We start from the raw sequence: 13,113 nt of genomic DNA, 5'->3' as shown, positions 1-13,113 counted from the left end.
GAGGTTGGCAACAGGCGAAGACAGAGGGCAGAAGGTTTTTGTTCGGAATTGTCATGCCGATGATGTGTATCCTGCTGATTCTTCCCGGGGCGGCGGAAGCGGCGCTTAAGGCTGAGGTTGACCGGGACCGGATTGCCATCGACGAAACCCTCACCCTGACCATCAGTAAGGACAGTAGCAGTTTTTTCTCGAAACCCGACACCGCTCTTCTGGAAAAAGATTTCCGGGTGGTCAGCACCGGCCAGAGCAGCAACACCAAGATCATTAACGGCCAGATGTCATCGACGGTCAAATGGGAGATGATGCTTGCCCCCAAAAGGATCGGGCGGTTGCAGATCCCGCCTTTTGAGGTCGGCGGCGAGAAGTCGGAACAGATCTGGGTCGTGGTCGAGAAGAGCGCCCCGGCGAAGACCAGATCGGATGATGACGCAACCATCTTCATCGAGACCGAGGTGGACCATGATGAACTCCGGGTCCAGGCGCAGCTGATCTATACCCTGAGAGCATACCTGTCGGTCCAGGCGCAGGTCCAGGACCCGCAGCCGCCGGATCTTCCCGATGCACTCATCGAGAAACTTGAAGACGCGACCTACAACAAGACGGTGAACGGCAGAGCCTACAAGGTTTTCGAAAGAAAATACGCGATCTTTCCCCAGAAGAGCGGGGAGATCGAGATCCCCCAGGCCGTGGTCCAGGTCACCGTGCCGACCCGGAGGCGCTTTGGCGGGGTGTTTGATTTCATGGACCAGGGGCAATCCTTCCAGCTTCGGGGAAATCCGCACATGGTCAGGGTGCTGGAGAAGGCCCCGGAGTTTCCCTCCTCGTCGGTCTGGCTGCCGACCGACAATCTGACCCTTGGTGAAAAATGGAGCAGGAACCCCGGTGAGCTGAAAGTGGGTGAGTCGGTCACCCTGACCATCGATATTTTCGGGGCAGGCCTTCTGGCAGCACAGTTGCCGCCGGTTGTAATTCCGGAAACAGAAGGGATCAAAATGTATCAGAACCAGGGGGAGACCGAGAATAACATCAGTTCCCGAGGAGTGGTTGGTCACCGGACGGAGACCGTTGCCTTGATCCCCACGCGGCCTGGCGTTTTCAAGATGCCCGAGATCAGAATTCCGTGGTGGGACAAGGCTCATCATGAGGTGAAATATGCGGTTGTCCCCGCCCGGGAACTTACGGTGACTGGTGCCGCTGTGCACGAAGAGGCGAGTCCGCCCCCGGTGGAACAGCCCGGGCCGGTGGTGGCCGAAGAGGGAAACCGTGAAGTGCCGGAGGATACCCGGCGCCCTCTTTTCTGGATGGCCGCCTTCGGTTTTGCAGTATTTCTCTGGCTCATCACCCTGATTTTCCTGATCATCGCCAGAAGAAAACTGGCGGTATTCACTTATCCGATCCAGGGAGGCGGTCGGATCGGGAATGCGGCGCAGCATGAGGCTGAGGGGAAGCTGTACAGAGATTTTGAGAACGCCTGCCGGGAAAATGATCCCCGTCGGATCAGGGACTCGGTTCTGGCCTGGGCGAATGGTTTCTGGCCCGAAAAAGGGGTCCGGACCTTTGCCGATCTGAAAAAAGCCGCTCCGGATCCCGGCCTCGCCACTGAACTGGATACCCTTGAAGCCTTTCTCTACGGCAAGGGATCAGGGCTTGTTGTCTGGGAGGCAAAACAGATCCGGGAAGGTGTCCGCAGGGTGAGGCAGAAAAAGAGTGGGGGGGCAAAAGAGGAGGTTCTGCCCACACTGTATAAATAGCTGCCGGTGTGCTTTCTGCCGCGTGGCAGATTATTCGGGAACCAGGAAATCTTTCAGTTTTTCCAGCAGGGTGTCCGGCAACTCTTCCTTATAAAGAAATGCCTGGGCCTCTTCACCGGTAATCTTTTCCTTGATCTCAAGGGGCAGAGAACGCAGGATCGCCATTCTCTCCGGATCCGGTTTCTCTTTGCGCGGGCCGACTTTTTTATCCATCTTGTCTTTGTCCTTCAATGAAGTTATTTGGTGGGTGCCTGGAATTTTTTTATACCGCATCCAACCCGCCGCAGGCAATTCATGTTTACCCTGTTCTGCGCTTTAATCTTTTCGAAGTCTCACGCTGTTCGCTTTCTGCTGCGGGGGTGTTCATTGCATGGATAGAGAGAGTGAAAACTCCATTTCGTTATTGTTTTTCCGGTAAAATTTGGATGGTGGAAGATGTGCATTTTGCTGTGGCTGATGCGTTGTCCTTTATTGTTAATAACATTTTGTTATAATTATAAAAAAATAATTTATGGTAATTGCCGATATTTTATGTTGACAACCACATTGTGGTAGCTGTATGTTGTGAACCGGCATTTTACTTCACTCTGACCCTGCTATCGAAAATCGATCGACTCTCCCTCGACTCTCTCTCCTCGATAGCAGGGTCTCCTTTTTTCACCTCAAGATAATTTTCCCGCCCAAAAAAAATGGTTGTTCTCTGTTCATGAGAAGAATCCGACTATTGAAGTGCTTTATGATTCGGAGGTTGATATTTCCCAGGGGGAGTGATATAAAAACTCTGTTTTTGACTGCGCTTTTATTGCCTGGGTGGCGGAACTGGTAGACGCAAGGGACTTAAAATCCCTCGGTCCTTGTGACTGTACGAGTTCGATTCTCGTCCCGGGCACCAGTAATTATGGGCACTTACAAGAATATTGTAAGTGCCCGTTTTCATTTTTTTTGGGAACATTTTCGGGACGATTTTGTCACCAGAAATGCAATAAGCAGAGAGCTATCCGTATAACTATCCGATATCAATAAGAAAACAGCTAAATAATGCGAAGGACAAAAGGTCTCTTGAGTTTTGGGCAGTTATTTATTCAAACTTAGATTCACCCCAGCATTTCCCGATAGTCACAGATAGCAACATTAATAGTAAATTCGATGAAAAATGGTCGCTTCCCACGACAGGAAATACTAATCATGGGCGTATATCCTTAACCATCAGTTCAACTATGCCGGTGGCTCCGTTCATTCGGACCATCTGACCATCTTCAAGAGAGTTAATTAAATTAGGGATACCGACTATCGTCGGAATTCCCATCTCCCGGGCAACGATGGCGGAATGAGAAAGGATACTGCCCCGTTCGATCAGGATCCCGGATACCGCCGGGTATAGCGGTACCCAGCCCGGATCTGTCCTGGCGGCCACCAGGATCTCGCCATTCAGACACAGGTTGTCCCTAGGAGATTTAACTACTTTCACCCGTCCCTCAATCTCACCCGGGCAACAGCCGGTTCCTTTAAGGCCTTCACCATCATCTCCGGCTGATGAGGGGGCGTGGTTGCGAAAAAGGTTCTTGTGATAAACCAGTCCGAAGGTCTCAAAATGATCGTCTATCAGTTCGGCATCGGCGGCCCGGTATGTCGCAAATTCCTTTTTCCTTACGTCGACAAGTCCCTTAAGGTCGGCGGTTACCGCAGTGCCTTTTACATAATCCCACACCTCGTCGATGGTCAGGTAATAGATATCCAGTGGTACGGCTATCAGTTCTTCCCGGGCAAAATGGGTGCCGATCGCATTAATCATTTCCCGCAGAAGGCCGTAGATCTTGGTCCTGGCAAAACGCATGTTCTCCCGGTTCTTGACTCCGCGCCTGGCGTTATTCAGAATCCAGCGAAAGAGGATTTTCCGGGGTAGGAGACTGAATCTGCTGACGATTTTTCCCATGGCTTTTCGTTCGGCCCCGGCCCTGATCTCTTTCTCACGGTCTTCCATGGTCTTTGGATTCAAGGCCTTGTCATTTTCCATCTTCAGGTAATTTTGGATCATCTGATATAAAAACTCAGGGGTTTCCCGCAGGGAAGGCTCTTCCAGTTTCAGTTCATTGATACAGCGGAAACCGTACAGGTTCAGGTAAGTTGAGATCTTCTCAAAAACATCTCGGCACTCTTTTGAGGAGGGGACCAGTTCGGCAAGTTCCTTGTGGGTATGGCCGAGAAACATCTCGCGGTGGTGGTCGTCGTTCTTTATACTGGTCGCTATTTCCATCAGCATCTTGGTTGGTTTGGTACTTTCGATATCACCTTCGCCGCAGATCAGGTCGTTCTGCAATGAGCCGCTTTCATCCTCACACCATTTCTGGCAGCAGGATTTCAGGGCGCCATAGTAGATCATCACATAGAAATCATTGATGATTGGGGTCTGCCAGTTCCAGAGGAGCTTGTTCTCCATATCCCGGAAGATATGCATCAAGTCAGCAGGAGTAAGATCGTTAAAATCCATTGCCGACCAGTCATTGTAGTAGCGGTTGAAGTTGGACTCGAATCTTGCGACAAGCTTGTCTATCCGGGAAAAATTCAGCAAGGATCGGGCAAGGAGGATGAAAAGTTGCGGCAGCTCGATCAGGTACCGACGACGCCAGCCGACCGGAGCATCATCCTCGTCCAGGTCGACCTTATCCTTCAGTCCCATCATCGATTCCATGAATGACTTGTTGTAGTTGAAGCCGGGAAAAAGGTGGACCAGTTTGTACCAGTTGATGATGTTGTAGTAGACCTGACCGTTGATCAAGCCGAGCATGTTTTCGAAGACATGGCGATGACAATGGACATCTTTCGGTGAGATCCCCATGACTTGGGAAAAGCAGTGGTAGACGATGGTATAGGCGTGCCGGATAAAACTGAAGGTCATTGGCGAGGTCGGCCCGGAATAGCTTTCGATGATGTTGGAGTTGTCCCAGATGATTCGGTTGCCGGCGGCTGGTCCATACTCGTGGACGGTGGTAATGGGCCGAGCCTGAAGGATAAACAGGGTGCCCGTTCCGTCAATGGAGAATTCGATGTCCTGGGGTTTCCGGAAGTAGTTCTCGATCCCTGTTGCCGCCCGGGCAATCTCCCTTACCTGGTCATCGCTGAGACTGGCCTTTTCTCGGATATCGGCAGGGACATCCTGTTGGGTCAGACCGGTGCCTTTGGCTTTGTCGAAAACCAGCTGGTGGTTCTTTGCAGTGAGTTCGCTTTCCCAGGTCTCTTCAGGTTTTGAATAAATAAAAAGGTCCGCGTCCAGGCCAGCGCTGACGATACCCTCTCCGGCTCCGTACAGGCTGCTGATCAGGATCTCCTGCACATTGCCGTTGTTGGGATTGGCGGTGAAGACGATTCCGCTGACCTCAGCCTCGACCATTTTCTGGATAACAATACCTAGCCGGATCTTCTCCAGGCTTATTCCGCTTTTGATCCTGAAGACGATGGCCCGGATATTGAAAGCCGAGGCCCAGGTGAGGCGGATCTTGTCGAGAAGATCAGCTTCGCCATGAACGAAGAGGAAGCTGTCATGCAGACCGGCAAATGATGCTTCGCCGCTGTCTTCATCGATTGCCGATGAGCGCACCGAGAAAAAGCCTTCCGTGCCCAAGGCGGAATGGTGCTGAGCGACAAGAGAACTTTGCATCCCTGCGGGGAACTCAAGCCCAAGTATGCCATCTTTTATAGGTTTTAGTGCTTCTGCGATCTTATCAGGAGGGTCATCCAGGTTGATCGCTCCTAGGGTGTCTTTTATCAGCCCGTAAAGGTTGCAGGACTCGAAGACCTGCTCCTGGAATTTGGTGGTTACTCCGTACCAGGCGGGAACGTTCTGCCCACAATCGATCAGTCGGGCAAGGTTATAGCCCTTGCCGCCGATCAATGGCAGGGTTGCATGATTGATGGTGTTCCGATCAATAAAGAAGATTTCTTTCATTGACAAAATCCTCGCTTAAAAGTCGATGGAAAAGGCATGGATGATTTCGACGGCCAGGGTCAAGTCGAAGGCGATAATATAAAGTCCTGCATAGGTTTCCATGCGTTTGGCCGTTTTACTGTTGGTGTTGAAGCGGAACTGGAAAAGTCCGGCCAGGCAAACCAAGAACAGCAGGACCAGAACTGTGTAGAACAAGGGACTGAGACCCAGGTGCATCCCGACAAACCAGACCATCGCCGTATCGATGACCCGGATCAGGACCACCAGGTAGGCGGCCCCGTATGTCCCGAAAACCCTGGAGTAGGTGTCCACCCCCTCGATCTCGTCATCCGGAGCCCTGATCTTCCTGGAGATCTCCCAGTTCGAGGTGACGAAGAACCCGACAAAGGCATAAAGAATGAACCAGGGCGGGGCCTGCCAGGGAAATCTACCGGTGGTGAAACTGAAAGCGACCAGGGCGAAGAGCGGCATGATCAGCATGTGGGAGAAGGCGTAGACCAGAAAGTGTCTCTTAAGCCAGTCCCGGACGAAGAATTCCTTGAGCATCAAGAGGGAAAAGCCGATCGCGATAAGTACGGCACAGAAGGTTTCGATCCCCCTGATAAACGACAGGGAAAGTTCGGCGGAAATGGCGATAAATCCAATGACCTTCAGGGTCTTTAAGGAGATGACTCCCCTCTGCAGTAACCGCTCCGGGTAATAGCGGCAATCATCCTCGTAGTCCTTGTGTTCGTCGAAGACCCGCAGATGTAGGAACATGCAGAAGATGGTAATGGCCCCGAGCAGGGAGTTGGCTGAATATTTAACCGGGTCGCCAGGGTTATCCAGAGCCTGGGCCAGGAACTGGTTAGAGGAGTAATAGGAGACGATCAGGATCCCGTGGTTGAACAAGGGGAACCGCTCTGCGAAATAGGCGAACAGTCTGGTGGTAAAGGAGCTTTGTGGGGTTATAACTTGGTTTTTAGTCATGGTCTTAGATCTGGTTGGTAATTATTTTTTTTCGTAGGGCGCTGTAGTCGATTTTCGAATTATGTCTTGGGTCGAGGGGCAGGGGATCCCGCGACTGGATTACCCTGTCCACCTCCACTCCCTGCTGTTTGAGGTCTTGGGCCAAAGTTTGTGGCAGAGGAGTGTTGTTCGAAGTTTTTATGACCACCATCAGTTCCTCGTCTGAACTGTCCCTCACCAGGCCAATGGCGGCCACCATTTCGAGATCGGGCAGGCAACGACGCACTTTCTGTTCAACCAGCTGGGCATGCCAGACCTTGCCGTTACGGACAATGGTTGAGTGAAGCCGTCCCACGAGCCAGAACATGTTGTGATGGTCGAAATAGCCGGTATCTCCCATGCGGTGCCAGATCGTGCCGTCGGGACCGATGATCTTGCTTTCGCCTGTGGCCTGTGGGTTGTTGTAATAGCCGGTGCAGACGTGGTCGCCGGAGACGACAAGTTCGCCGGATTCTCCCGGTGGGAGTTCAACACTCCCCCAGTTGTCGGTTGCGGTGAATGGGCCTTTGGTGATGGTGATTATCTTTGCCCTCACGTGACTGGAGACCTTGCCGGTGCAATATCCTTTTTCTTCGTGACCTTCCTCCGCCTTGAGCCGGTCTTCAAGGCTGAGGTGGGCGACCGGTTCCGCTTCGGTTGAACCGTAGACAACCTGGACTTCGGTATCAGGCAGGGCGTTTCGCCATCGTTTTAGTTGTTCAGTGTCAACCGGGGCGCCCCCGGTAAGCACCCTGCGGAGCAGTGGTGGGGCGAGTTTGTTTTCGACCAGGTGCTCGGTAAGACGAGTGATAAAGGGCGGTGATGCGGTGCAGGTGGTCACATTGTGTTCCCTGATCTGCCTGAGGATAACCGATGGCTCGACCTCTCTTACCTTGCGGAAATCCATGTCCGGGATAATGGAGGTGATCCGGCCCGCCAGATTCCTCAGGGCGAAAACCGGGAACATCGGCATATCGATATCTTCCTGTCGGTACGGAAACTCATCGGTCAATGCCTCGTACTGGGCCAGCAGGAATCCGTGGGTCCGGTTGGCCCCTTTCGGCAGGCCGCTGGAACCGCTGGTAAAGGTGATCAGTGCCGGGTCGTCCGGTTGGGCATGATAGATCCTTCCGTCACCTTTGGATGAAGAAAGTAGTTTCTTCAATGAATATCGGGCCGGGATTCCGGCCAGGGTAGGGCCGGTGGTAACAGTCAATGGTATTTGCAGGAGCTTTCTGCTGAACAGGCGGAGCAGGTGACTTTTGCCGACCCCGATGAAACCGCTTGGTGAGGCAAAGGTACAGAACGCAGCAATCTGTTTGCGGCTGACCCAGGGATCGGCGAAGACCGCGACCGCGCCAATCTTGATAATGCCCAGCAAGGCGATGTACAACTCGATCGACATCGGAATCATTAGGATGACCCGTTCTCCCGGTTCAAGCCCCTTCGCCCGGATGGCGGCCGAGAACGAATCAACTTTTTCCCAGAGTTGCCCAAAACTGATCGCCTTGTTTATGCTCTTTTCCCTGATTACCAGGGCAGCACGGTTTGGGGATTCTTTCGCGGCGTCTTTTAAGAGTACGATAACGTTGTAGTTGGCAGTCACCGAGTAACCCCATCGGTTCTTAGCAGTTTTTGATAGAGAAGATATCTTCTCGATAGCTCGCTCCGGCCACCATCGAGCCGGGCAGATGAGTTTGCCTCGTGGATCAGGCACATATTGGCTGACGGGAACCCCAGGTTGAAGCCTTCAAGGTAGGCCTTGTAGGTAAGGGCGGGGCCAAGGCCGCTGCCCTGATACTTTTTCAGGACCCCGAGGCTTTTTACATTCAGGTCTCTGGCCTTTCTCCGGTTGAAAATAAATCTTAATTTGCTGAAGATGTCTGTCCTACCCCTTAAGCTTCTGACCGCTTCATAATAGTCGGGAAGGGCAAAGGCGAATCCGCAGTATTGTTTGTTGAGGTCCAGGGCAAACCAGATAAGGTCCTCCCGTATGATCGCGCCGGCTCTGGCATACAGTTCCCGGAATGATTTCCTGGTTATCTCGGTGTAGTAGAAGTTTTCGGAGAAGATCTCTCTGGAAAGATCATAAAGGATGTCGAGTTCCGAATTGTAGTCGGCTTTCCGGAACGACCTGAACGAAAAACCGTTCCGGACACAGCGTTTATAGAATTTTTCCAGCCCAGGTAAAGCCCCGGCAAGTTCGGGGATATGTCTTGATAAATATCCGGCCAGCGGCTCAAACCCGTACTCTTCCCAGAGTTTCGGATAGTAGGGGGGATTGTATGGTTCCATCAGGAACGGTGGGCGATCATGGGGGCCGACATTGAAGCGGTACTTGTGCCAGGTGTCCCCATCCATTGGACCTACGATCTTGGTGATGCCCCGTTCGGTAAGCCAAGCACCGGCCCGGTCGAATATTGATTTGACGGTTTTGGGGTTGTCAAGGGATTCGAAAAACCCGATCAGGCCGATCTTGTCGCTCTCACCGACCGGGATCTCTCCGGGAATAGTCACAATAAGTCTGGCAATAGGCATATTGTCATCGGTCACGGCCAGGAGCGGCAACCGATTGTCCGGTCGTTTCGGGACAGCTATCAGTTTTTCGGGGTCACTGGGCTGTTTTACATAAAACGGGTCATCTTCGTATACCCGGTCGGTCAGTTCGATAAACCGGGGCCAGTATTCCGGCTCTTTGTGAAGGTCGATGATTCTCATGATCTTTAGAAATCCGGGTGCCAGAACTTCAGGTTCAAGCCGCTCTGGGCCGTGTAGAAAAGAATTGCCGCGACCAGGGAGAGTTTCCAGAAAGGAGCCGACATGACCAGTAGTTCCCGGTTATCCAGTTTGTCGGCCAGGAAACAGTCGTAGATGTACATAAAGATAACAGCAAAGACTACCAGCAGACCGAGAGAAGCAAGGGGAATCCCTTTCTCCAGCTGGAACAGACTGCTGATACCGATTACGGTAAATGAAGCGACCAAAGCGGCCAATACCCCTGCAATATTCCTTTGTTGCCGGATTTGGGGAGACCAGATCAGGTGGGTCCAGATCCCGAAACAGCAGGACAACAATACAGTGAGCAGGTATGGGGCGTAGAGTTCCTCGTAACGGTCGACACCATTGGCGATGATCAGGATCGTGAAGGGGATGATTATCAGGCGGAGAATGGCGGAGGTCTCGATCTCCCTGTCAACCTTGATTGTACTAAATATCCGGACCAGGCAGTACAGGCCGAAGGACGCAAATATTGGAACTCCCCAGTCGACAGACCCCAGGGACCAGGCCGCGTAGGAAAAAGCGGTAAAGAGGATGGTGTCCCGGATATTGAAGATCTTAAGTCCCCGGCTGATCAGGGCCAGCAGGATGAAGATGGTGGTCATACTCAGGCACTGGAAGGCTATCTCGGCGGTCGGTTTGGTGGTGATCTTCAGGAGGATGTAAGAGGTCAGGACCGGCACAAAGAGGTTATCTGTACCCTTGATGGAGACTGCTTCGATGCAGGTGAGCAGGAATGCTACCAGGTAGGCCGCCAGGATACAGGAGTAGACCGGCAGGTCGGTCATCAGGATCAGCATGGTCTGGAGGACCAGGAAGGTGATGGCCCAGAAGAAGAACGATCCCTCTAGGCTCTTGGTATCCTCCTGTCCAACCTGAAACCGGATCTTCCCGTATCTGCTGCCGATGAGGGCGGCGGCGGAATCGGCTAGGGTCAGGATCAAGATCGATGAAAAGTACAGCCAGGGGCGGCCCTGGGAAATATAGAACAGGCCGGAGACCGCTATGGGGAAATACTCGCTGCCCCTGCTTTGTCTTTCTACTCCGCTCAGGCTGAGAAGTAGTCCGCTCTTTTCCCCGGTTACGAACAGGGCCGCGAAAAGAAAGGCAATCCCCGCAACCACGATCGGGGATGAAATGAAAAAAGGGAAAAGCAGGCAGCCAAGCCCGCCGAGGACATGGACCAGCTTACGTGCGGCTTCCGGGGAAGGGTGTCTGGTCCTGGTCCAGATTTCTGCCTCGGCAATGATCAACAGGAACAAGCTGATCAGGGTAGCGGCTCCGATTATGTCGTTCTCCAGAATGTTCAAAGCACTTCCTCGATAATGAAATTACTGTAGAAGAACGCCTTGTCGATGGCGAAAAGTTCCCGGGCCAAATCAGTTTTCGGCGTGATCTTTTCTTTAAGCTCTGTGGGGCATTCCCGGGGGACCAGCATATTCCAGTAGGCTAATCTCGCCCCGCTCGACGCATGGTCGAGAAGTATTCGGTAGAGTTGTGAGCAGGTCTCTTTATCAAGATACTCGAATATGTCCGACAGGTTGAACCCGTCGAATTTCCGGTTGCCCTGTTCTCGGGCACCATCCTGTACCGGGCCGAGGTACAGGGTGAGGTTGTCGATATTGGCCTTGATCTTCTCAAATATTTCCGCCTGCAGGTAATAGGGCAGGCAACCTGTAAAGTTGCCGGTGAGGATATAGGCCAGGTATGGATTGTTGTGGGTCTCAAGCTCGGTTAGGGCGTATTTAGTTCGACTGAGGATCGATTCCGAGACGGGCACCTCGACATACCTGAAGAATTCCGGGTCGCGACCGCTTCTCCCCATTACGAATTTGCTGAAGAAGATCTTGAACAGCAAATGCCACCGGAAGTTGGCCCAATCCTTCTCGTAGAACTGATGACGCTTCTCCCGGGTCTTTTCGGTAAGGAGTGTGGCAATCATTTCCCTGTTGTGGATCAGGGATAGTATCTTCCTTCTGAAGGTCTGGAAATATCTTTCGAACTTGCCGAAATGGATAAAGCCGTCCCGGATCTCATTACTGTGGGCATCCCAGAATACTGCAGAATCATCTGCCAGGGCGTCTCGCAGATCACCATAGATCTGTAACCTGTCATCCGATGAAGTTATCCCGAAGAAGCTAAGGCAATCTGCGTGGGAAAGCTTCCGGATCGCTTCTTTCCGCAGATCAACGCAAGCCAGTTGCGAAAGATTGAGGTCGGTGGCGACAACTTCGGCTCCTTCGGCCAGTAACCCCAGTGAGTTGTCGCCGGCAGAGGCAATGGAGAGGAATCTTTTGCCGGGAGCCGGTTCCAGAGCCCGGCACAGGATCTCGGTATCCTCCCAGCAGTTGGCGTACCGGATATAGCTGAAGTCCGCTCTGTTTTCGATCTTGTCCATATCTCTTAAACCTTATGCCTGTAAGTCGCGTGAGCCTTGCCGAAATGGCCGGCGCAAAGGGCGGCGATTATCGAGATCTCTCCGGCCATCGCTACTGCGGCGCATATTTCGGCAAATTTCCTGGCCCTGTCCTTGCCGAAACAGTCCATAATCTCCAGGCATTCCCTGGCGGTAGGCAGATGGGTGCCGCCGCCGACCGTTCCCACTATCAGGTTGGGGAGGCTGACTGAAACATGCAGGTTGCCGTCTTCAGTGGTCTCCATCTCAGTAATGCCGATGGATGCTTCCGATACACAGGCCGCATCCTGACCGCAGGCAATGAATAGGGCGGCAAGGGCATTGGCGAAATGGCCCTGGACCCCGATGCCGCCACTCTGGACCCCTCCCAAGGTGGAGGTTTTGCAGTAATGGCTCATCTGGCCGGGGGTGGTATGCAGGAAGTTCCTGACGATTTTTTCAGGAATGATGATGTCGGCAAGAACTTTTTTACCTCTGGCTCCCAGAAACGAAAGCATACTAGCCTTCTTGTCCCCGGAAAGGTTTCCTTCCAGGTACCAGATTAACGGTGCAATAGGGGAATTTTCAATAATGTGGTTGCAGACTTCTTCGGTTGCCACGGTCACCATATTCTGGCCGGCGGCATCCCCGGTCGTGTATTCGAAGATAAGATAGACATTGCGGCCAGTGACCGCTGTCTTGATATCGGTCAGTTTGCCGAAACTGGTTTTCCGGCTAATGATCTCCGGGAAAGTATCGGCCTGTTCATACAACCATTTCAGAAACAGCCCGGCCTTGGCCAGGTCGCTAAAAATGAAACAGGGTGCCCGGGAAACCGACTCGGTCAGGCACATGGCGCTTACCCCGCCGGACTGACTGATCACGTGGGCGCCGCGATGGTAAGAGGCGACCAGGGCGCCTTCGGTTGTGGCCAGAGGCACGAAGAAATCACCATTGGCATAAACACCGTTTACCCTTATTGGCCCGATGACCCCGACCGGCACTTGACAGAACCCTATGAAGTTTTCAATATTGCCCCTGAGTTCCTCTGGAGGTGTTTTCAGCGCTGTCTCCAGAAGGGTGTTGATGGTGATATTCTGCTCGGCCAGAAAATCAAGGCGTTTGTTCCATCCGTCTTCAGTGAAATCGTTTCCGGCCGGAATTCTCTTTGGTAACGGGTTTTCACCGGGAGGTTTCTGCCGCAAGTGTTCAACAAACTCATTCGGAGCCATCTCTTTACTGATTCGGTTGGAAATTTG

The 13,113-nt window shown here is 52.6% G+C and carries 9 protein-coding genes and 1 tRNA gene; 2 read left to right on the top strand and 8 right to left on the bottom strand.

Features of this window, described 5'->3' with window-relative positions; genetic code table 11:
- Positions 1-53: 53 nt before the first annotated feature.
- Complete coding sequence (locus KKG35_01075) at positions 54-1,751, top strand: BatD family protein (GenBank protein ID MBU1736710.1); 1,698 nt, start codon at positions 54-56, stop codon at positions 1,749-1,751.
- Positions 1,752-1,781: 30 nt separating this feature from the next.
- On the opposite strand, the gene KKG35_01070 is transcribed toward KKG35_01075, so the two are convergent.
- Positions 1,782-1,964 carry a hypothetical protein gene (locus KKG35_01070; GenBank protein ID MBU1736709.1) on the bottom strand — a complete coding sequence of 61 codons (183 nt, stop codon included), beginning with the start codon at positions 1,962-1,964 and terminating at the stop codon, positions 1,782-1,784.
- Positions 1,965-2,555: 591 nt separating this feature from the next.
- Between KKG35_01070 and KKG35_01065 the strand changes: the two genes are divergently transcribed.
- A tRNA-Leu gene (locus KKG35_01065) sits at positions 2,556-2,643 on the top strand.
- A gap of 291 nt (positions 2,644-2,934) precedes the next feature.
- Here the strand turns inward: KKG35_01065 and KKG35_01060 are convergent.
- Genes KKG35_01060 through KKG35_01030 form a run of 7 tightly spaced genes read right to left on the bottom strand, consistent with a single transcriptional unit; the run spans position 2,935 to position 13,086 of the window.
- Complete coding sequence (locus KKG35_01060; protein ID MBU1736708.1) at positions 2,935-5,694, bottom strand: hypothetical protein; 2,760 nt, start codon at positions 5,692-5,694, stop codon at positions 2,935-2,937.
- Between the two features lie 15 nt (positions 5,695-5,709).
- A complete protein-coding gene (locus KKG35_01055) occupies positions 5,710-6,663 on the bottom strand; it encodes a UbiA family prenyltransferase (GenBank protein MBU1736707.1) in 954 nt (317 codons plus the stop codon).
- A 4-nt stretch (positions 6,664-6,667) separates the two neighbouring features.
- Positions 6,668-8,287, bottom strand: a complete 1,620-nt coding sequence (locus KKG35_01050; protein ID MBU1736706.1) for an AMP-binding protein — start codon at positions 8,285-8,287, stop codon at positions 6,668-6,670.
- Positions 8,284-9,399 carry a hypothetical protein gene (locus KKG35_01045; protein ID MBU1736705.1) on the bottom strand — a complete coding sequence of 372 codons (1,116 nt, stop codon included), beginning with the start codon at positions 9,397-9,399 and terminating at the stop codon, positions 8,284-8,286. Before KKG35_01045 ends, KKG35_01050 begins: the two co-directional genes overlap by 4 nt.
- A 5-nt stretch (positions 9,400-9,404) precedes the next feature.
- Positions 9,405-10,769 carry a hypothetical protein gene (locus tag KKG35_01040; GenBank protein MBU1736704.1) on the bottom strand — a complete coding sequence of 455 codons (1,365 nt, stop codon included), beginning with the start codon at positions 10,767-10,769 and terminating at the stop codon, positions 9,405-9,407.
- Complete coding sequence (locus KKG35_01035) at positions 10,766-11,857, bottom strand: BtaA family protein (GenBank protein MBU1736703.1); 1,092 nt, start codon at positions 11,855-11,857, stop codon at positions 10,766-10,768. The genes KKG35_01040 and KKG35_01035 overlap by 4 nt, the downstream gene beginning before the upstream one ends.
- Before the next feature lie 5 nt (positions 11,858-11,862).
- Positions 11,863-13,086, bottom strand: a complete 1,224-nt coding sequence (locus KKG35_01030; protein MBU1736702.1) for a hydroxymethylglutaryl-CoA reductase — start codon at positions 13,084-13,086, stop codon at positions 11,863-11,865.
- Positions 13,087-13,113 lie beyond the last annotated feature (27 nt).

It is taken from the genome of Pseudomonadota bacterium (assembly GCA_018823285.1).
Taxonomy (GTDB): domain Bacteria; phylum Desulfobacterota; class Desulfobulbia; order Desulfobulbales; family JAGXFP01; genus JAHJIQ01.
Note: the sequence above shows the minus strand (reverse complement) of the source record. Positions and strands in the feature narration are given on the sequence as shown.